The organism is Streptomyces sp. NPDC093591, from assembly GCF_044764885.1.
In the GTDB taxonomy this organism is placed as follows: domain Bacteria; phylum Actinomycetota; class Actinomycetes; order Streptomycetales; family Streptomycetaceae; genus Streptomyces.
This window is the reverse complement of sequence record NZ_JBIWIY010000032.1, coordinates 34,525-53,812: the sequence shown is the minus strand read 5'-3', so window position 1 is coordinate 53,812 and position 19,288 is coordinate 34,525. Positions and strand designations below refer to the sequence as shown.

At 70.0% G+C, this 19,288-nt stretch carries 16 protein-coding genes; 2 read left to right on the top strand and 14 right to left on the bottom strand.

All coding sequences use genetic code 11. From position 1 onward, the window contains the following. Nucleotides 1-23 precede the first annotated feature (23 nt). Nucleotides 24-2,705 carry a SpoIIE family protein phosphatase gene (locus ACIREI_RS44265; protein WP_403345924.1) on the top strand — a complete coding sequence of 894 codons (2,682 nt, stop codon included), beginning with the start codon at nt 24-26 and terminating at the stop codon, nt 2,703-2,705. 52 nt (nt 2,706-2,757) lie between these two features. Here the strand turns inward: ACIREI_RS44265 and ACIREI_RS44260 are convergent, their stop codons facing one another. The 14 genes from ACIREI_RS44260 to solA form a co-directional block, all read right to left on the bottom strand. Further along, nucleotides 2,758-3,492 carry an SDR family NAD(P)-dependent oxidoreductase gene (locus ACIREI_RS44260; protein ID WP_403345874.1) on the bottom strand — a complete coding sequence of 245 codons (735 nt, stop codon included), beginning with the start codon at nt 3,490-3,492 and terminating at the stop codon, nt 2,758-2,760. Between the two features lie 56 nt (nt 3,493-3,548). After that, a complete protein-coding gene (gene aspA, locus ACIREI_RS44255) occupies nt 3,549-4,958 on the bottom strand; it encodes an aspartate ammonia-lyase (RefSeq protein WP_403345872.1) in 1,410 nt (469 codons plus the stop codon). A gap of 90 nt (nt 4,959-5,048) precedes the next feature. Beyond that, entirely contained in the window at nt 5,049-6,332 is a 1,284-nt protein-coding gene (locus ACIREI_RS44250) for an NAD(P)/FAD-dependent oxidoreductase (RefSeq protein ID WP_403345870.1), read from the bottom strand. Nucleotides 6,333-6,381: 49 nt separating this feature from the next. Beyond that, on the bottom strand, nt 6,382-7,047 hold the full coding sequence (locus tag ACIREI_RS44245) for a haloacid dehalogenase type II (RefSeq protein ID WP_403345868.1): 666 nt from the start codon (nt 7,045-7,047) through the stop codon (nt 6,382-6,384). A gap of 46 nt (nt 7,048-7,093) precedes the next feature. Continuing rightward, complete coding sequence (locus tag ACIREI_RS44240; RefSeq protein WP_403345866.1) at nt 7,094-8,032, bottom strand: aldo/keto reductase; 939 nt, start codon at nt 8,030-8,032, stop codon at nt 7,094-7,096. After that, the gene (locus tag ACIREI_RS44235; RefSeq protein ID WP_403345864.1) at nt 8,029-9,489 is read right to left on the bottom strand and encodes an aldehyde dehydrogenase family protein; all 1,461 of its coding nucleotides are present in this window, start codon (nt 9,487-9,489) and stop codon (nt 8,029-8,031) included. The genes ACIREI_RS44240 and ACIREI_RS44235 overlap by 4 nt, the downstream gene beginning before the upstream one ends. Then, nucleotides 9,486-10,439 carry a succinylglutamate desuccinylase/aspartoacylase family protein gene (locus tag ACIREI_RS44230; RefSeq protein ID WP_403345862.1) on the bottom strand — a complete coding sequence of 318 codons (954 nt, stop codon included), beginning with the start codon at nt 10,437-10,439 and terminating at the stop codon, nt 9,486-9,488. The genes ACIREI_RS44235 and ACIREI_RS44230 overlap by 4 nt, the downstream gene beginning before the upstream one ends. 23 nt (nt 10,440-10,462) lie before the next feature. Beyond that, on the bottom strand, nt 10,463-11,845 hold the full coding sequence (locus tag ACIREI_RS44225; protein ID WP_403345860.1) for an aminotransferase class III-fold pyridoxal phosphate-dependent enzyme: 1,383 nt from the start codon (nt 11,843-11,845) through the stop codon (nt 10,463-10,465). After that, nucleotides 11,842-12,708 carry an ABC transporter permease gene (locus ACIREI_RS44220; RefSeq protein WP_403345858.1) on the bottom strand — a complete coding sequence of 289 codons (867 nt, stop codon included), beginning with the start codon at nt 12,706-12,708 and terminating at the stop codon, nt 11,842-11,844. The genes ACIREI_RS44225 and ACIREI_RS44220 overlap by 4 nt, the downstream gene beginning before the upstream one ends. Further along, nucleotides 12,705-13,601 carry an ABC transporter permease gene (locus ACIREI_RS44215; RefSeq protein WP_403345856.1) on the bottom strand — a complete coding sequence of 299 codons (897 nt, stop codon included), beginning with the start codon at nt 13,599-13,601 and terminating at the stop codon, nt 12,705-12,707. The genes ACIREI_RS44220 and ACIREI_RS44215 overlap by 4 nt, the downstream gene beginning before the upstream one ends. Before the next feature lie 3 nt (nt 13,602-13,604). Beyond that, the gene (locus tag ACIREI_RS44210) at nt 13,605-14,744 is read right to left on the bottom strand and encodes an ABC transporter ATP-binding protein (RefSeq protein ID WP_403345854.1); all 1,140 of its coding nucleotides are present in this window, start codon (nt 14,742-14,744) and stop codon (nt 13,605-13,607) included. Beyond that, nucleotides 14,737-15,840 (bottom strand): extracellular solute-binding protein, encoded by a 1,104-nt coding sequence (locus tag ACIREI_RS44205; protein WP_403345852.1) that lies wholly within the window; start codon nt 15,838-15,840, stop codon nt 14,737-14,739. The genes ACIREI_RS44210 and ACIREI_RS44205 overlap by 8 nt, the downstream gene beginning before the upstream one ends. A 76-nt stretch (nt 15,841-15,916) precedes the next feature. Further along, the gene (locus ACIREI_RS44200) at nt 15,917-16,984 is read right to left on the bottom strand and encodes a succinylglutamate desuccinylase/aspartoacylase family protein (protein ID WP_403345850.1); all 1,068 of its coding nucleotides are present in this window, start codon (nt 16,982-16,984) and stop codon (nt 15,917-15,919) included. After that, nucleotides 16,981-18,120, bottom strand: coding sequence for an N-methyl-L-tryptophan oxidase (gene solA / locus ACIREI_RS44195; RefSeq protein WP_403345848.1), 1,140 nt, complete (start codon nt 18,118-18,120; stop codon nt 16,981-16,983). Before solA ends, ACIREI_RS44200 begins: the two co-directional genes overlap by 4 nt. Nucleotides 18,121-18,404: 284 nt before the next feature. Here solA and ACIREI_RS44190 point away from each other — a divergent pair, with 284 nt between their 5' ends. After that, nucleotides 18,405-19,151 (top strand): IclR family transcriptional regulator, encoded by a 747-nt coding sequence (locus ACIREI_RS44190; RefSeq protein ID WP_403345922.1) that lies wholly within the window; start codon nt 18,405-18,407, stop codon nt 19,149-19,151. The last annotated feature ends 137 nt before the right edge of the window (nt 19,152-19,288 follow it).

Genomic DNA, 19,288 nt, shown 5'->3' with positions numbered 1-19,288 from the left:
CGCCCGGAACCCGTGTGCGCTCCATGCTGAACGTGCGCAGCGTCGCAGGCCAGGTGTTCCTCTGGCAGCTGGTTCTGGTGCTCCTCTTCGCCGCTGCCGCGGGGGTGGCGCTCGTCCTGCAAGCCCGGCACTCGAGCACGCAGGAGGCCCGCCAGCTGTCGTTGGGAGTCGCCCAGACCTTCGCGCGTGCCCCGGGCACGGTGGACGCCATGAAGTCCGCCGATCCGACCGCCGCCCTGCAACCCCGCGCGGAGGAGACGCGCAAGCTGACGGGCGTCGACTTCGTCGTGGCGATCGATCCACGGGGCTACCGCTGGACCCACCCGGACCCGAAGCTGATCGGGGAGCACGTCTTCGCGCTCCGCAAGGAGGCGGCCGCCGGCCGGCCCTTCACCCAGGACTTCGAAGGCAGCCTGGGCCTCGCCGTGGAATCGACGGTCCCCGTCTTCGACACCGACGGAGAGAGGATCGTCGGCCTGGTGTCGGTCGGGGTCACGGTCAAGAACGTGAACGCCGTGGTGCAGCGCCAGATGCCGCTCCTGCTCGGTTCCGTCGGCGGCGCGCTGGCGCTGGTCATGGGTGGTACGGCACTGGTGTCGGGGCGGCTGCGACGGCAGACCCACGGTCTGGGCCCGGCCGAGATGACCCGGATGTACGAGCACCATGACGCCGTGCTGCACGCGGTGCGTGAGGGGGTACTGATCATCGGCGGTGACGGCCGGCTGCTGCTGGCCAACGACGAGGCACGGCGACTGCTGAATCTGCCCGCGGACGCCGAGCAGCGCCACGTCACCGATCTGGGTCTGGAGACGGGCATCGCCGAACTGCTGCTCTCGGGCCGGGCCGCCACCGACGAGGTCCACCTGGCCGGCGACCACCTGCTGGCGGTCAACCTCCGGCCCGTCGACCAGCACGGCGGAAAGGGGGGCAGTGTGGCCACGCTGCGCGACACCACCGAGTTGCAGGCGCTGACGGGCCGGGCGGCCGTGGCCAGAGAGCGGCTGCGCCTGCTGTACGAGGCGGGCGTGCGGATCGGCACCACGCTGGATGTGGTGCGTACCGCCGAGGAACTGGCCGAGGTGGCTGTCCCCCGGTTCGCCGACGTCGCCACGGTCGACCTGCAGGATCCGGTCCTGGAGGGTGACGAGCCGGTCAGGCAAAGCGCCGAACTGCGCCGCGCGGCGGTTCACGGCGTGGGCGGGGCATGGCCCTTCTTCCCCGTGGGGGAACTCATCCGCTTCGTTCCGGGCAGCCCCGTGGCCGTCGGCGTCGAGCGCGGCCACGCCGTCCTGGATGCCGACCTGACCGCGTCCCACGGCTGGCGGGCCCAGGACCCCGAACGCGCCCGGCGCATCCTGGACCGCGGCCTCCACTCGCTGATCACCGTGCCGCTCCAGGCGCGCGGCGTGGTACTGGGTGTGGTCAACTTCTGGCGTGCGGAGCAGGACGCCTTCGAGGAAGAGGACCTGGCCTTCGCCGAGGAGCTGGCCGCCCGGGCCGCGGTGGCCATCGACAACGCCCGGCGTTACACCCGCGAGCATGCCCTGGCCGTGACCCTGCAGCGCAGCCTGTTGCCCCGCTCCCTGCCCGACCAGTCCGCCGTCGAGGTCGCCCACCGCTACCTGCCCGCCCGGGCCGGGGTCGGCGGCGACTGGTTCGATGTCATCCCGCTGCCCGGGGCCCGGGTCGCCCTGGTGGTGGGCGATGTGGTCGGCCACGGCCTGCACGCCGCGGCCACCATGGGCCGGCTGCGCACCGCGGTGCGCACCTTGTCGTCCCTCGATCTGTCCCCGGACGAGCTGATCAGGCACTTGGACGAGTTGGTCACGCGGGTCGACAGCGAGGGCGACGACAGCGAGGGAATCACAGGGGCGACGTGCTTGTACGCCATCTACGACCCGGTGGCCGGCCTGTGCTCGCTGGCCAGATCCGGGCATCCAGGGCCGGCCCTGGTGCACCCGGACGGCACGGTGCAGCAGTTGGACGGGCCCGTCTCCCCGCCGCTGGGTCTGGGCGGCGGGCTGCCCTTCGAGGCCGCCGAGTTCACGCTGGCCGAGGGCTCCCAGTTGGTCCTGTACACCGATGGACTGATCGAGGACCGCAACCGGGACATCGACACGGGCCTCAAGATGCTGCACGACGCCCTGACAGGCCCCGGCCGGACCCCGGAAGAAACCTGTCAGGCCGTCCTCGACGCCCTGCTGCCGGCCCGCCCGAGCGACGACATCGCCGTGCTCGTGGCTCGGTCCCGGCTGCTCGATCCCTCCCAGGTCGCCCACTGGGAGGTGCCCGACGATCCCGCCGCCGTCGCCGGAATCCGTGCCGATGTCGCCCGCCGCCTGGAGGAGTGGGGGCTGGAGGAGCTCGCCTTCTCCACCGAGCTGGTGATCAGCGAGTTGGTCACCAATGCCATCCGCTACGGCACCGGCCCGAGACGGCTGCGGATACTGCGCGACGGCACCAGCCTGATCTGTGAGGTCGCCGACGGCAGCAGCACCTCACCGCACCTGCGCCGGGCAGCCGACACCGACGAGGGCGGGCGGGGATTGTTCCTCGTCGCCCAGTTCACACAGCGGTGGGGTACCCGCTACATGCCTCGCGGCAAAGTGATCTGGACCGAGCAGTCGCTGCACAGCACGACGGCCGAACCTGACGCAGACACGACCGAAGCGCTGCTGGACCAATGGAGCGACGCGGACTGGTGAGGGCGGTGCCGCGCTTCGGGTCCGGGCTGGACCGGCGCCCGTACCGTGGGGTTCAGAACGCCGTGTAGCCCCCGTCCACGGGAAGCACGGCACCGGTGATGTAGGACGACTCCGGGCAGGCGAGGAAGAGAACCGCGTCGGCGACCTCCTCGGGTGTGGCGAGCCGGCGCAGCGGTATGGAGTCCTCTCTCGTCCGCCGGTAGGCGTCGGGGTCAGGACGCCGCTGGAACGAGGCCTCGATGATCGGGGTCACGGTCAGACCGGGCGCGACCACGTTGACGCGGATGTTGCGGGACGCCCATTCGATGGCAGCACCGCGGGCCAGCGCGATGAGGCCGCCCTTGGCGGCGGAGTACAGGGTCTGGTTCGGCATGCCGACCATGCCCAGGCGAGAGCTGACGCACACCATCGACGCTCCTGACTCGGGGGCCAGCGGCATCAGGTGCTTCATGACCAGGAAGGCGCTCAGCAGGTTGCTGTGGAGCAGGTCGCGGGCGTCGGCGGCAGTCGTCTCCGCGAGCGGACTGGACCGCTGGAGTCCGTGGCAGAGAACGACCACTCCCACGTCCCCCAGGTGATCCGCTGCTCGGGCGGCGAGCTCGGCGACGAAGGTCTCGTCGTTGAGGTCCCCCGCGAGGTACAGATCGTCCGGGTGGCTCTCCGGCAGCTCAGGTCGCCGTCCGGTCAGCAGGAGGTTGGCGCCTTCGCGCCGGAAGTGGGCGGCGACCGCCTGACCGATCCCGCTCGATGCTCCGGTGATCACGGCGTTGACGTCCTGCAGTCTCATGTGCGTTCCTCGTCGGTCGTCGGGCCGGGACTTCCCCTGCGAAAAGGGCGGGCGCGTCAGGCCAGTACCTGACCACTGCCGGCCACAGCCTCGGGGCGAAGCAGGCCGGCGAGGGTCTCGGCGGGCAACAGGCCCTTCTCCAGGACGAGTTCGGCCACGCCCCGGCCGGTGACGAGGGCCTCCTTGGCGATGTCGGTGGCCGCGGTGTACCCGATGTGCGGGTTGAGGGCGGTGACCAGGCCGATGGAGTTCTCCACGGTCAGGCGCAGCGCCTCGGTGTTGGCGGTGATGCCGTCCACGCAGCGCTCGGCCAGGATCAGGCAGGCGCTCTGCAGGTGCGTGATGCTCTCCGACAGGGAGTGCAGGATGATCGGCTCGAACGCGTTGAGCTGGAGTTGTCCGGCCTCGGCGGCCATGGTGATGGCCACGTCGTTGCCGATCACCTCGAAGGCGACCTGGTTGACGACCTCGGGGATCACCGGGTTGACCTTGCCGGGCATGATCGACGAACCGGCCTGCACCGGCGGCAGGTTGATCTCACCGAGGCCCGCGCGCGGCCCCGACGACAGCAGCCGCAGGTCGTTGCAGCTCTTGGACAGCTTCACCGCGATCCGCTTGAGCACGCCGGACATCTGGACGAACGCCCCGCAGTCCTGGGTCGCCTCGACCAGGTTGGCGGCGGTGACCAGCGGCAGCCCGGTGATCTCGGCGAGATGGCGGCGGGCCGACTCGGCGTATCCGGCGGGGGCGTTGAGGCCGGTCCCGATGGCCGTGGCGCCCAGGTTGATCTCATGGATCAACTCGACGGCCTCGGCAAGACGGGACCGGTCCTCCTCGATCATCACGGCATACGCGGAGAACTCCTGTCCCAGCGTCATCGGCACCGCGTCCTGCAACTGCGTACGGCCCATCTTCAGCACGTCACGGAACTGCACGGCCTTGCGGGCGAAGGCGTCCTGCAGGACAGCCATCGCCTTGAGCAACCCGCGCACCGCGAACACCGTCGCGATCTTCACGGCCGTCGGGTACACGTCGTTGGTCGACTGACCCAGGTTGACGTCCTCATTCGGGTGCAGGTACCGGTACTCGCCCTTGCCATGGCCCAGCAGCTCCAACGCCCGGTTCGCGATCACCTCGTTGGCGTTCATGTTCGTCGAGGTGCCCGCGCCGCCCTGGATGACGTCGACGACGAACTGGTCATGCAGCTCGCCGGACCGGATCTCCCGGCACGCGGCGACGATCGCGGCCGCCTTCCTCGCCTCCAGCAGCCCCAGCTCCTCGTTCGCGAGGGCGGCGGCCTCCTTCACGGCGGCCAGGGCGTCGATCAGGTGCGGGTAGGCGGAGATGGGAGTGCCGGTGATCGGGAAGTTCTCGGTGGCACGCAGGGTGTGAACACCCCAGTACGCCTCGGCGGGAACCTCCCGGTCGCCGAGAAGGTCGTGCTCGCTACGGGTGACGGCGGTCATGGGTGTACGGGCCTTCTCTCTGGGGGCGTCGCGGGGGCCTCCCGCACGTGCGCGAAAGGCCCCCGCTGTGTCACCGGTGTCGGTACCTGCTCAGAGCAGGCGGTCCTTCGCCTTGTAGTAGGCGCCACCGAACGGCAGGAACCAGGCGGTGCCGTTGTAGAAGGGGACGGGGACCTTCGGGAAACCGAAACCGCGCAGCGGGTTGGCCTCCGGCTTGCCGTCCATCATCTCGGCGACGGCACGGCCCATGTACGTGGCCATCTGGACGCCGTGGCCGCAGTAACCCATGGAGTAGTACAGGCCGTTGACCTCGCCCGCGTGCGGAATGCGGTCCCAGGAGAAACCGACCATGCCACCCCACACGTAGTCGATGCGCACCCCCGCCAGCTGCGGGAAGATCTCGGTCATCTCCCGCTTGAGGATGTCACCGCTCTTGATGTCGGAGGCCGGGTTGGAGGGGGCGAAGCGGGCCCGGCCGCCGAAGGCGAGGCGGTTGTCCGGGGTGAGGCGGACGTAGTGGCCGACGTTCTTGTGGGCAACGAGCAGGCGGCCGTTCGGGATGAGCTCCTTGGCGCGCGCCTCCCCCAGCGGCTCTGTGACGATGATGAAGCTGCCGACGTTGATCAGCCGCTTGCGGAACCACGGCATCGACTTGTCGGTGTAGGCGTCCGTCGCCGCCATGACCTGCTTGGCACGGATGGTGCCGTGCATGGTCTCCACCACGAAGCCACCGCCGGGGAGGCGGGTGAGGCCGGTGGCGGCGTTGCGCTCGTGGATGTCGGCGCCGGCCCGCTCGGCGGCGTCCGCCAGGCCGCCGACGAACTTGCCCACGTGCAGGCCCGCACTGTCCGGGTCGAGCAGGGCGCCGTGGTAGTAGTCCGTGCCGAGCTCGGCCCGCAGCTCGCTCTTGCTCAGGACGACCGTCTCGTGGCCGAAGTTGTCGGCCAGGTCACGCTGCTTGGCCCGCAGGCCGTCGAAGTGGCCGGGCTTGCAGACCGCGCCGAGGCGTCCGGAGCGGTTGAAGTCGCAGTCGATGTTCTCGGTCTTGGTGAGGTCCTCGACGACGTCGACCGCCTCGCGGAAGGCGTCGTACAGCTCACGCGCCCGCTCCTGCCCGAAGCGCCCCCGCGCCTCGGCGGGGCTGATGGTGATGCCCTGGGTGCACATGCTGCCGTTGCGCCCGGAGGCGCCCGAGCCGACCTTGTCCTTCTCGACGAGGACGACCCGGGCGCCCTTGCGGGCGGTGTGGTAGGCGGTGGACAGGCCGGTGAGGCCGCCGCCGATCACCACCACGTCCGCCTCGTCGGGCAGGTCCTTTCCGGAACGGTCGGGCAGGGCGGGGGCTGTGTCCAGCCAGTAGGGGATCTGCTTCATGGCGTGCGTCCTCTGTGTTCTCAGTCCTGTGTCGCCGGTGTGCCGTAGGTCAGCAGCCGAGCAGCTTCGGCAGGCCCGTCAGGTCGGGCAGCTCGTCGTAGGGCTGGTAGTCGGCGCTGCCCTTGCGGCCGTAGCGGTTGATCCACACCCGGCGCTTCAGGCCGAGGTCGCGGGTCGGGATGTGGTCGTACTCCCAGCCCTGGGCGACGTGGATGACCTGTGACGACTCGACACCCATGGTCCGGAAGGCGTGCTTGAAGGTCTGGCGGTCCGGCTTGTAGGCACCGGCCTGCTGGGCGGTGATGACATAGTCGAACTCGACGCCGATGTTCTTGACGTTCCGCGCGATCAGGTTGTCATCGGAGTTGGAGATGATGGCGATCTCGTACTTGGTCTTCAGCTTCCGCAGGGCCTCCGGGACCTCCGGGAAGGGACCGAAGGTGGGGACGGCGTCCACGAGGGCCTCGCCGTCGGTCTCGCGGTACTCCAGGCCGTGCAGGCGCATGGCGTTGCGCAGGCTGGAGTGCAGGACCTCGTGGTAGGGGCGGTAGGCCTCCAGGACGGCCTGGAAGCGCATGACGCGGAAGTCGTCGAGGAACTCGTCGACATCCAGGTTGTCCAGATCCAGCCGGTCCTCCAGGACCTTCAGGGTCGTGGGGCCGAGCTCGAAGTTGATCAGGGTCGCATAGGCGTCGAAGGTGACGATCTCTCGCATGGTGTCCAGCCTTGGTCTCTCGCGGTTTTCAGAGGGGGTGGGGGCTTCAGACGACGCGTTCGCCAGGGGCGACGATCGCGTCCAGCACGGCCAGGTCGGCCGGGCTCGGTATCCAGTCGGCCGCCGCCGCGTTGGCGGTGACCTGTTCGGGGGTCATGGCTCCGCAGATGACGGAGCCGACGGCGGGGAGGGCCGCCAGTGCGCCGACAGCGACCTGGAGGAGGGTCAGGCCGCGGTCGGCGCCGTATGTGGTGAGCGCCTCGACCCTGTCGAGGGCCGCGTCGGTGAGCCAGCCCTGCCGCCAGGAAAGGCGGCTGCCGGGCGGGGACTCCTCGCCGCGGCGGTACTTCCCGCTGAGCAGGCCGTTGGCCAGCGGGTAGTACGGCAGCAGGCCGACGCCGTGGTGCAGACAGGCCGGGATCAGGTCCCGTTCCGCACCGCGGTCGAGCAGGTGGTAGGGCGCCTGGGTGGACACGAAGGCGTCCGTGACCTGCTCGGCCGGGAGGTTGGAGCAGCCGATGTACCGGATCTTGCCCTCGGCGACCAGCTCCCGGAGCGCGGCGACCGTCTCCTCCAACGGCGTGACGCCGTCCGGTTCGTGGTACTGGTACAGGTCGATCCGGTCCGTGCCGAGTCGGCGCAGTGACGCCTCCACCGCGTACCGGATGTAGGCGCGGGATCCGCGCGGACCGTACAGGTCGGCATCCCGGTTCATCTCCATGCCGAACTTGGTGGCGAGCACGATGTCGTCGCGGTGGCCCTTGAGGGCGGCGCCCAGCAGGCGTTCGCCGTCGCCGCGCGAGCCACCCCGCTCACCGGACCCGCCGTACATGTCGGCGGTGTCGAACAGGGTGATCCCCGCGTCGAGGGCGGCGTGGACGACGGCCTTCGTGCCGTCCTCGTCGAGACGGCTGCCGAAGTTGTTGCCGCCCACGCCGACCACCGAGACGGCCGGACCGCGTGCTCCGAGCGGACGGTATCTCATGACCGGTTGCCGAACCCGATGCAGACGTTCTTGGTCTGCAGGTAGCTGGCCAGGCCCTCAAGGCCCTTCTCCCGGCCCCAGCCGCTGTGCTTGTAGCCGCCGAAGGGGAGCTCGACGCCGGTGCCGACGCCGGTGGCGTTGACATAGACCTGGCCGGCCCGGATGCCCTCGGCCATGCGCATCGCCTTGTCGATGTCGCGGGTCCACACGTACGAGGCGAGGCCGTACGGACTGTCGTTGGCGATCTCCAGCGCCTCGTCCGCGTCGTCGAACTCGATGACCGTGACGACCGGGCCGAAGATCTCCTCGCGGGCACAACGGGCCTGGTTGTCCAGTCCGGTCAGGACGGTCGGCTCGACGAAGTAGCCGTCGGCCAGCGCCGGATCCGAGGGGGCGCCACCGCCGGCCCGTGCCACGGCGCCCTCCTCCCGCGCCAGCTCCAGGTACCCGAGGACCCGGTCCCGCTGCCGTGCGGCGACCAGCGGGCCGACGTCCGGGTCGGTGAGACCCGGGCCGACGCGCAGGGACGCGGCGTGCGCGACGAGCTTGTCCAGGAACTCCTCGGCGCCGCGCTGGAGCAGCAGCCGGGTGCCGGCCGAGCAGGTCTGCCCGGCGTTGCCGAACGCGGAGGCGGCGACCGCGCCGAGCGCCAGGTCGAAGTCGGCGTCCGCGAAGACGACGACCGGCGACTTGCCACCCAGTTCGGTGACCGAGGGCACCACGTTCGCGGCGGCGGCCTGCGCCACCTTGATGCCGGTCGGCACCGAACCGGTGAAGGTGACCTGGTCGATGTCCGGGTGGCCGGCGAGGGCCGCTCCGGTCTCGCCGTCACCGGGGACCACGTTGAGCACGCCCGGCGGAAGACCGCACTCCAGGGCGATCCTGCCGATCTCCAGCGGGGTGAGCGGCGCCTCGGGCGACGGCTTGAGCACCACCGTGCAGCCGGCGGCCAGCGCCGGGGCCGAGCCCCTCGCGGTGTTCTGCAGCGGGTAGTTGAACGGGATGATCTGGCCGGAGACGCCGATCGGCTCACGGACGGTGTAGTCGATCAGGCCGGGACCGAGCGGGATCGTCGAGCCGCCGAGCTTGTCGGCGACGCCCGCGTAGAACTCGAAGTAGCGGGCGGCTGCCTCGACATCGGCCTTCGCCTGGCGCAGCGGCTTGCCGACGTCCTGGCTCTCCAGGCGGGCCAGCCGTTCGCCCTGGTAGCGGATGGCCTCGGCGATCCGGTACAGGATCCTGCCCCGGTCGGCTGCGCGCATCCGGGCCCAGGCGGGTGCCGTGAAGGCCGCACGGGCCGCCGCCACCGCCTGGTCCACATCGGCCTTGCCGCCCAGCGCCACCTCGGCGATGGCCGTGCCGTTCGACGGGTCGAGGACGGTGAAGGTACGGCCGTCGGCGGCGGGGACCTGCTTGCCGTCGATCAGCAGCTCGCTCAGTTGCAGTTCGCCGCTCATGGCTGGATCTCCCCCAGCACCTCGCCGAAGATGACGACCTCGTCGCCGGGACGGACCGTGCGGATCCGGCGCACCCAGAGCACGATGCCCTCCTGCGGGGCAGTGACCTCCTCCAGCGTGTTGCCGTAGTGGTCGGTGATGGTGGCGATCAGGTCGCCTTCCTTGCAGGTCTCCCCCGGCTCGGCGCGGGCGACGAAGAAGCCCCCGGCGGCGGAGCGGGCGAAGGTGCCCGAGACGGTCGTGTAGGTGTCCCGCAGCTCCGCCTCGCCGTCGGTCATGCCGAGGCTGCGCAGGATGTTGCGGATCGAGTTCATGTGGTGCTCGACGTTGGTCTCGCGGTACGTGGCGCCGCCGCACTCGATGGTGATGGCGGGCTTGCCGGCTTCGAGGACGGGGTGGCGGACCGTGCCGCCCCACTTGCCGCCCTTCCATACCAGCTCGTGCCCGGCGGCCAGGGCCAGGTCCGTCGCCAGGTCCTCGTAGCCGCCCTGGAGGATGACCAGCGGGGCGATCTCGCCGTAGGCGCCGCCGGTGTGCAGGTCGACCACGGCGTCGACGGCGGGGACGACCTGCTCGACGAAGGTGGCGGCCAGGCGCTGCGAGTAGGAGCCCTCAGCGTCACCGGGGAAGATGCGGTTGAGGTTGAGGTGGTCGATGCCGCTCGCGCGGGCGGCGGCCTCGAAGGCGGGGGTGTTCAGGCAGGGGATGCCGACGACGGTGCCGCGCAGGGTGGCCGGGTCGATCTCGGCGAGCACGCGGCGGATGGCCTCCTGGCCGTCGTACTCGTCACCGTGGACGCCCGCGTCCACACACAGGACAGGGCCGTCCTGGACGCCGTTGACGACGATCAGCGGAATGCCGAGCTCCACGCCGTAGCTGCTGGTGCCGACCGGGATCAGGCCTTGGGCGCGCTCGCCCGGGGCGACGGTCAGCGGACCGATGGAGTACATGTGGATCCTTTCCAAGAGGTGGATCAGATGCGGGCCGATGCCTCGGCGAGGACGCCCGCGATGATCGCGGCGATACGGTCGAGGACGGCGCGGTCGCTGATCAGCGGGGGCGCGATCTGGACCAGTGGCGCGGAGCGGTTGTAGACGCGGGCCAGCAGGCCGGCCTCGCGCAGCCGACGCGGGATCAGGTCGCCGATCAGCTCGGTTCGGGCCTTGGCGCTGAAAGCGCCGTCGCCGAGGTCGCCGACGAGTTCGCAGGAGTAGAAGAACCCGGTGCCGCGGACGTCGCCGACGATCGGCAGGTCCTTGAGCGCCGCCATGCGCCTGGCCAGGTCGCCCTGGAGACCGCGGACGTTGTCCAGGATGCGGTCCCGCTCCATGATCTCCAGGTTGCGCAGGGCGATGGCCGTGCTCAGTGGGTGCCCGGCGAAGGTGTAGCCGTGGTTGAGGACCGCGCCGGGCCGGTTGATGACCTCCGTCACCTTGGTGCCGACCAGGGTCGCGCCCAGGGGGGCGTATCCGGCGGTGATGCCCTTGGCGACGGTGACCATGTCCGGGCGGGCACCGTAGCGGTCACCGCCGAACCACTCCCCGAGCCGGCCGAAGGCCGTGATCACCTCGTCGGCGACGAGCAGGAAGCCGTACCGGTCGGCCAGCGCCCGCAATCCCTGCCAGTAACCCTGGGGCGGGGTGATGCAGCCGCCCCGGTTCTGCACCGGCTCGGCGATGAGCATCGCGACGGTCTCGGGGCCCTCGGTCAGGATCGCGGCCTCCAACTCCGCGAGCAACCATGCCGTGTAGACCTCGTCGTCCGCGAACTCCGGTGCGAGGCCGAGGCGGTTGGTGTTCGACACGAACCGGGTGTCGATCGCCGGCGGGCCGTACGGCTCCGTGAGGCCGGGGTCGTCGTTGAACGACAGGGTGCCGATGGTCAGGCCGTGGTAGGCGCCGCGCCGGGCGATCGCCTTGGTGCGGCCCGGCTCGCCGCGCAGGGCGTGGTAGCGGCGGGCTATCTTCCAGGCGGTCTCGACGGCTTCGGCACCGCCGCTCGAGAAGAAGGTGTGCTCGATGTCGACGGGAGCGATCCGGGACAGCCGCTCGGCGAGTTCGATGGCCGAGGGGTGCGCGGAGCCCGTCCACAGCGGGCTGTAGCACAGCTCGCGCAGTTGCCGTTCGGCTGCCTCGGCGAACTCGCCGCCGTAGGAGTAGCCGAGCTGGCAGCAGTACAGCCCCGACAGGCCGTCGATGTAGCGCCTGCCGTCCGCCTCGTCGACGTACGGGCCGTCCCCTCGCTGAACGACGAGGAGGTCCTCGCCCTGGTCGCCGAGCGATCCGTTGGCGGTCATGTTCAGCAGCAGGTGCCGCTGAGCGGTGGCCGCGGTCAGCTGGGCGGTGGTGGTGGTCATACGGCGTCGCCTCCGGGGTTGGCGACGCCGACCGTGTTCTCGACCGAGAGCAGGGAGTCCTGGCGTCCGGAGCCGAGCCAGCGCACCAGGGCGACGAGGCCGAGGGCGAGGATCGCGAAGGCGATGAGGATCGCGCTGACCGCGGTGACGCTGGGGTCGATCTCGAAGGTCAGTGAGTTGTAGACCTGCACCGGCAGGGTGACGGTGTCGACGGAGGACAGGAACTGGGAGATGTAGAACTCGTCGAAGCTGGTGATGAAGGAGAAGATCGCGGCCGCGATCATGCCGGGGGCGGCAAGCGGGAAGGTGATCTTCCGGGCGATCGTCAGCCGGCCGGCGCCCATGCTGGCGGCGGCGTCTTCGAGGCGTTCGTCGATCCCGCGCAGGGTCGCGATCAGGATCAGTACCGCGATCGGTGAGGCGAGCACGGTGTGGCCGAGCGCGATGGCGATGGGGCTGCCCAGCATCGCGGCCGGTTCGAACAGCAGGAACAGCCCGAGCGCGGTGACGATCTGCGGGATGACCAGCGGTCCGAGGACCAGGGCGAAGACCGCCGAGCGCAGCGGGAGTTCGCTGCGGACCAGGGCGGTCGCCGCGGTCACCCCGATGATCAGGGAGAACACGGTGCTCAGGGCGGCGACCAGGGCGCTCAGGGAGAGCGCGGCCGGCCATTTGCTGCCGTCGGCGAACAGGGCCTTGTACCAGTTCAGCGTCCACGCCTCCGGGGGGAAGGAAGCGAAAGCGTTGTTGCTGAAGGAGGTGACGAGGATGACCACGATCGGCAGCGCCAGGAACAGCAGGATCAAGGTGGCCACTGCCGTGAGGGCGATCCGTCCGGCGAGCGTCTTACGCAGTTCCATCATGTGGCGCTCCTCTTCTTACGGCTGGCGCCGAGGGAGCTGACGACCTTGACGAGCAGCAGGCCGGCCAGGGTGAGGACCAGCAGGATGACGCCCTGGGCGGCAGCCCCGTTCCACTGGTTCTCCTTGGTCACCTGCTGATTGATGAGGGTGGCGATCATCGTCTGGTTCGGTCCGCCCATCAGGGCCGGGGTGATGTAGTAGCCCAGCGACAGGATGAAGCTGAGCAGTCCGGCACTGGCCAGGCCCGGGGCGACCAGCGGCAGGTAGATGCGCCGGAAGATGGTCACCTTGCCTGCGCCCATGCTCGACGCGGCGGCCAGCAGGCGCCGGTCCACACCGCGCATCACCCCGTACAGCAACAGCACCGTGTACGGGAGCATCATCGAGGTCGTGCCGATCACGACACCGAGCTCGTTGTAGAGCAGCTTGAACGGCGTCCCCGGTACGGACATGGCGGCCAGGGTCTCGTTCACCAGGCCCTTGTCGCCGAGCATGATGATCCAGCCGTAGGTGCGTACCAGGGCGCTGACGAAGTGCGGCACGACCACGACCAGCATCGCCAGACCCGCCAGGATGGGCTTGAGCCGGCAGATCGCCTGGGCCAGGACGAACCCGAAGACCAGGCTGAGCACGGCTGTTTCGGCGGAGATCCGCAGCGTGGTGATCAGCACCGACAGGTTGACGCCGGTCAGTGCGTCGGCGTACCAGTGCAGCGTGAACGAGCCGTCGGTGTCCTTCAGACTCAGCAGCAGGGTGCTGAAGATCGGGTAGACGAACAGCACCAGCAGATAGACGACGACCGGCAGCGCGTACAGGATCCCGACCCGCGTCCGGCGCGAAGCCAGCAGCTTGCGCGGACGGGCGGGAGCCCCCGCGGTGAGGGTGGCGGCCATGACTCACCCGCCCTGTTCGTCGGCGAAGAGGTTGATGTCGTCCGGGTCGGCGGTGATCCCGACCCGCTCACCGGCGACGGGGCCGCGTCCGGCGGGTACTTCCAGGCGCAGCAGCGGCGCCTGACCGCCGTCGATCCGAACTCCTGCGCGGACCAGGGTGCCCACGTAGGTGGCGGTCTCGACCGTGCCGGTACAGAACCCGTCGTCGGTGGCGCTGGCCCGCAGCCGGCCCGGCTGCACAGCGACCTTCACCTGGGCGCCGGAGGGCAGCTGGTGACGGCGGGCCTTCAGCAGGGCGCCGCTGTTGTCCAGGCGGACGAGGGTGTGCTCGTCGGTGTGCTGCTCGATGCGGCCGGGCAGGAAGTTCGCCGCGCCCAGGAAGTCCGCCACGAACGGCGTCTTCGGCCGCTCGAACAGCTCCCTCGGGGTGTCGAACTGCTCGATCAGGCCGTTGCGCATCACCGCGATGCGGTCCGACATCACCAGCGCCTCTTCCTGATCGTGCGTCACATAGATGACGGTCAGGCCGAGTTCCTGCTGGATGGTCTTGATCTCGACCTGCAGCTGATCACGCAGCTTCTTGTCCAGAGCACCGAGCGGCTCGTCCATGAGAATCACCGGCGGGCGGTAGACCAGCGCCCGGCACAGCGCGACACGCTGCTGCTGACCACCGGACAGTTCACGCGGCTTGCGGCCGCCGAAGCGGGACAGGCCGGCGATCTCCAGGGTCTCCCCCACCCGCCGGCGGATCTCGTCCTTCGACACGCCGCGCAGCGTGAGCGGGAAGGCAACGTTCTCAGCGACGGTCATGTGCGGGAAGAGCAGGTACTGCTGGAAGACGAAACCGAGGTTCCGCTTCTGCGGGGCGAGCCGGGTGACGTCGCGGTCCCCGACGGTGATGGTGCCGGAGTCCGGTTCGCAGAACCCGGCGATCATCATCAACGTCGTGGTCTTGCCCGACCCCGAGGAGCCGAGGAAAGTGACGAACTCCCCGGCCGCGATCTCCATCGACGCCTCGTCGACAGCGACCACGTCCCCGTAGGTCTTGCGCAACGCCACGACCGACAGCGACTTGCCGGTCGCGGTGGCCGGCTTGTTGCCGGACACCTTCACCGACGGTGCGGCGATACCGAATTCAGCCACGAGCCCACTCCAACCAGCGCTTGGTGACGGCCGATTCGTTCTTCAGCCACCAGTCGATGTCCGTGTCGAAACCCTTGTCGTAGTACTCGGGCGCACCGGCGAGTTGGGAACGCTCCTCGTTGGTGAGCATCGTGTAGGCCTCCGCAGAAGCCGGGTTCGACGGGAAGGCCTTCGCCAGGGCGGCCTGGCTCTCCGCCCGCAGCGAGAAGTCCATGAGCTTGTAGGCGGCGTCTATGTTGGCCGCGCCCTTGGCGATGGCGTAGCCCTGGAACTGCCGGCGCATACCGTTGAGCTGCCGTGCTACCGGGACGCCCTGCTTCTGCAGGTCGGCGATACGGCCGTCCCACACGGTGGACATCGTCACTTCCTGACGGCTGAGCAGCACACCCGGCAGCGGGCCGCTGTCCCAGAACTTCTTGATGTCACCCCGCAGCCGGGTCAGCACGTCGAAGGCGCGGTCCACATCGAGCGGGTACAGCTTGTCCATCGGGACACCGTCGGCCAGCAGCGCGAACTCCAGCTCCGGCAGGTCACCGTCCGGGTTGCACATCGAACGGCCGCCCTGGAAGGCCCCGGTGTCCCAGAAGTCCGCCCACGACTCCGGCTTCTTACCCCCGAAAGCATCCGTGCGGTACGCCATACACGCGCCGTAGAAGCTGCTGCCGACGGCATGGTCGGTGATCTGGTTCTCGGGGATCTTCGCGCTCTTCAGACTCTTGATCCGGTCGAGGTCCAGCGCCTCCAGCGCGTCCTGCTTCACGTACTTGGTGTGGGACATCATCGAGTTGTTGATGAGGTCGCACTGCGGCCGGCCCTGCTTGATCTGCGCCAGCAGCGGGGCGTCGTCCAGGTTGAGCACCTTCACGCTGATGCCGGTCTCCTGCGTGAACGGCGTGTAGATCGCCTTCTGCAGCGCCGCACCGTAGGAACCGCCGCTGTCACGGACGACCACGGTCTTGCCGCCCTTGCCGCCACCGGCCGAAGCGCGGCTGGTGCCGGTACCGCAGGCGCTGAGGGTGGTCGCGGCGGCGACACCCGCGGTGATCCCGCCTATTCCCCTCAGGAACAGTCTGCGGTCTATTCGGGCATCTTTCATTTGGTGCCTCCTGGTGGTACTGGCCGTGAGAAGGGGCGGCTTGGGACGTGGAAAGGGGGGCGGCTGAGATGGGGGTCTAGGGGCGGGGGTCCGCCTCGTCGGATCCGGCACCCAGACCGGGAGCCCGGAAGGTGTCGGCCCGTGCGGCCGTGTCGGGGTCCCACGGGACGGCGAGGGCGGCGAGTTCGGCGCCGGTGGCCACCATGAGGGCATGCATCCCGTAGAAGATCCGTCCGTCGGCCGGGGCGTGGACGGTGTGCTCCGTGCCGTCGGTCGGGTCGACGATGCGCCCGAGGAGGTCTCCCTCGGCGACCTCGCCGATGACGTCGGCATCGAAGGAGAACTCCGGGTACCACAGGCCGGTGGCCTCGGCGGTGACGCCGGCGGACCAGACCCACTCGCGGATCGGTGCCGGAGCGGAACCGTCCTGGTCGAGGACGCTCAGATGGCGAAGTGCCTTCAGCAGGCCGTCGACCCGGCGGAGGGCCGTGGCCTCGTCCCGCTGGCCGAGCTGACCCACCTCGACGAGGACCGCCGAGACGCCCCGGCGGGCGGCGGCCGCGTGGCTGTTGCCGCCCTCGGGCGTCAGCCCGAGGATGACGTCCTGGATGCCGAAGGACCCTGCCAGTTCGGCCGTCGCCTTGTCCAGGTCCGGGTCACCGGTGAGGCGGTAGCCGACGAAGTCGCGCAGGACCTGGTCGATGCCGCCGCAGTGCAGGTCGATGTAGACGTCGGCGCCGTCGACGAGGTGGGTGAAGAGCCAGGCGGCCAGCCGTTCGGTGGGGCCGCCGGCCGGGTCGCCGGGGAAGACACGGTTGAGGTTCACGCCGTCCACCGGGGAGACGTTGAGCCGGCCCTGGTACACGGCGGGAGGGTTGGCGACCGGACAGACGATCACCTGCCCGCTCACCTCGCCGGGCTCCAGCAGGTCCGCCAAGCGGGCGGCGGCTTCGATGGGCGTGAACTCGCCGCCGTGCACACCGGCGGTGATGACGACCCGGGGGCCCGGGCGGGTTCCGTTGACCAGGGTCACCGGGATGTCCGCGGTGAGGGTGCCGAGGTCGGCCTGGACGGTGCCGCGCGCCTTGGTGCCGGGCCGGGCCTGAAGGGAGCCGACACAGAGGGTGGTGGCCTGCATGGTCATGCCTCCGTACGGCCGACGGTGGACAGGAAATCGATGGGCTGGGGCGAGGCACCGTCCAGCGCGAGGTCCGCGGCGATGTCGCCGAAGGCGGGCGACAGTTTGAAGCCGTGACCGGAGAATCCGGCGAGCAGGATGACGTTCTCGGCGCCGGGCAGCGGGCCGACCAGGGGGCGGCTGCTCTCGGTGTAGCCCTCCATGTAGACGGAGAGGCGGGTGGGGTCCGGGTGCAGGTCGGGCAGGTAACGCCCGATCAGCTCGGAGAAGACCTCCAGTTCGTTCGGCCGCACGGTGCGGTCCAGCTGGTTGGGGTCGTCGGCGAGCCGGTGCAGCGCGCGGGACAGTCCGAGCTTGACCGAGATGCCGTCCGGGGAGGGCAGGCCGTAACAGTGGGTGGGTGCCGTACGGATGAACGCCGGGCGCTCCTCGCCGAACCAGGCGTCGGGGGCGGTGGGCACGTACCAGGCGCTGACGATGCGGCGGACTTCCACCTCCCACGGCAGGTCGGGCAGCAGGTCGTTGACCCAGGGGCCGGGCGTGACGACGGCGGTGTCGAAGCGCTCGCTGCCTGCGTCGGTGCGGATCTCCACGCCGCCCGCGACGGGGACGATCTCGCGGACCGTGCTGTAGCGGTGGATCACGGCGCCCAGTTGCTCGGCGCGGCGGGCGGCGGTCTGGATGGTCAGCTCCGGGCGGATGAACCCGGCGCGGCGGTCGAGCACGGCCGCGTCGCCGTCCTCGATGCGGTACTGCGGGAAGCGCTTGGCGAGCGTCTCGGCGTCCAGCACCTCGTGGTCCAGGTCGTGCTCGGCGATGGACTGCAGGACGGTGGCCATCTGCTGGTGGTCGGTCGGCCCCATGAGCAGGCACCCGGTCAGGCGCCGCAGCTCACGGCCGGTTTCCTGCTGGAGCTGCTCCCAGAGTGCGTCTGCGTGCTTGAGGAGCGGGACGTACCGGGAGTCCTCGAAGTGCGCGCTGCGGAAGATCCGGGACTCGCCGCCGGCGGCGCTGCGGTCGTGGCCGGGTGCGTAGCGGTCGTATCCGACGACCTCGGCGCCGCGGGCAGCCAGCCGCCAGGCGGCCTGGCTGCCCATCGTTCCGACGCCGACCACCGCGACGCGCTTCCTGGCAGCTGACACAGGACTTTCCTTTCGTATCGCCGAGGCGCATGCTGGGCCTTCGACGTGAGGATTGTTCGATTCGAGATGGTTTGGGCGGGAGCCAGGTCCTCCTTGTGGACCTGCGGCTCGCAACCGCCGCGTCTCGCAGTCCGGCTCACTTCCGGGGGATCTCTCCGCAAGCCGTGCCACTATGTGGAATGCTGTGCTAGAATCTGGCACAGAGAATGACAGTGGCTTCAGGGAGGAGTCAAGAGGGTGTTCAGCAGAAATTTTGAGGATTAACAGGGGGAAACCGGATGGAAATGAAGAGCGTCACCAGGTCGCTTCGGATCCTGGAGGCGGTCGCCCAGCATCAGCCCGTGACCGTTGGGGAGTTGACGAAGCTCTTCGGGCTGCCGAAGTCCACCGTGCAGCGCACCTTGGTCACGCTGGCGGAGGCCGGCTGGCTGCGCGCCAACCGCAAGGACACCACCCGCTGGGAGATCGGCGCCCGCGTCCTGGCCGTACGCCCTGCCGCACTGCAGGGCTCCAGCCTGTTCGCCGCGGCCCGTGAACCCATGGTTCGCCTCCGGGACGCGGTGAACGAGACCATCCACCTGTCGGTGCCGGACGCCCTGCAGTGCATGGTCGTGGTGGACCGCGTCGACTGCGACCACCCCGTGCGCACCTTCCACACGATCGGCGACACCTCACCTCTGCACGCCACCGCGGTCGGGCGCGCCGTTCTCGCCCACCTTCCGAGGCGGGACGTCGAAGAGCTCGTCGCGGCCGGGCTGGAGCGGTTCAGCGACACGACGCCCGTCGAGCCCGACGAGCTGCGCGCCGAGCTGGACCGGATCCGCACCGACGGCTACGCGGTCAACCGCAACCAGTACCGGCCGGGCGTCTGCGCCGTCGCCGCCGCCGTGCTCGACGAGGACGGCACCCCGCTGGCAGCGGTGGCAGTCTCCATGCCCGAGGCGCGGTACGACGGCGAGCAGACACCCAAGTGGGGCCGCCTCGTCGCAGACACGGCCGCGGAGATCTCACAGCGCCGCCTGGGCGCCTGAACGGCGGTAGACCGCCGCAAACGCTCGACCGAGGGTCGGGGGGGGGGGGGGGCGGCCGGGGGGGGGGGGGGGCCCCCCCCGGGGGGGGGGGGCGCCCCCCCCCCCGCCCCCCCCCCGGGGGGGGCGGGGGCGGGGGC

Excerpts from the sequence above, each read along its gene's own strand:
- ACIREI_RS44265 (WP_403345924.1), top strand. The coding sequence starts at position 24 with ATGCTGAACGTGCGCAGCGTCGCAGGCCAGGTGTTCCTCTGGCAGCTG.
- ACIREI_RS44260 (WP_403345874.1), bottom strand. The coding sequence starts at position 3,492 with ATGAGACTGCAGGACGTCAACGCCGTGATCACCGGAGCATCGAGCGGG.
- ACIREI_RS44250 (WP_403345870.1), bottom strand. The coding sequence starts at position 6,332 with ATGAAGCAGATCCCCTACTGGCTGGACACAGCCCCCGCCCTGCCCGAC.
- ACIREI_RS44205 (WP_403345852.1), bottom strand. The coding sequence starts at position 15,840 with ATGAAAGATGCCCGAATAGACCGCAGACTGTTCCTGAGGGGAATAGGC.
- ACIREI_RS44225 (WP_403345860.1), bottom strand. The coding sequence starts at position 11,845 with ATGACCACCACCACCGCCCAGCTGACCGCGGCCACCGCTCAGCGGCAC.
- ACIREI_RS44235 (WP_403345864.1), bottom strand. The coding sequence starts at position 9,489 with ATGAGCGGCGAACTGCAACTGAGCGAGCTGCTGATCGACGGCAAGCAG.
- ACIREI_RS44200 (WP_403345850.1), bottom strand. The coding sequence starts at position 16,984 with ATGACCATGCAGGCCACCACCCTCTGTGTCGGCTCCCTTCAGGCCCGG.
- ACIREI_RS44190 (WP_403345922.1), top strand. The coding sequence starts at position 18,405 with ATGAAGAGCGTCACCAGGTCGCTTCGGATCCTGGAGGCGGTCGCCCAG.
- ACIREI_RS44230 (WP_403345862.1), bottom strand. The coding sequence starts at position 10,439 with ATGTACTCCATCGGTCCGCTGACCGTCGCCCCGGGCGAGCGCGCCCAA.
- ACIREI_RS44220 (WP_403345858.1), bottom strand. The coding sequence starts at position 12,708 with ATGATGGAACTGCGTAAGACGCTCGCCGGACGGATCGCCCTCACGGCA.
- aspA (WP_403345872.1), bottom strand. The coding sequence starts at position 4,958 with ATGACCGCCGTCACCCGTAGCGAGCACGACCTTCTCGGCGACCGGGAG.
- ACIREI_RS44240 (WP_403345866.1), bottom strand. The coding sequence starts at position 8,032 with ATGAGATACCGTCCGCTCGGAGCACGCGGTCCGGCCGTCTCGGTGGTC.
- ACIREI_RS44245 (WP_403345868.1), bottom strand. The coding sequence starts at position 7,047 with ATGCGAGAGATCGTCACCTTCGACGCCTATGCGACCCTGATCAACTTC.
- ACIREI_RS44215 (WP_403345856.1), bottom strand. The coding sequence starts at position 13,601 with ATGGCCGCCACCCTCACCGCGGGGGCTCCCGCCCGTCCGCGCAAGCTG.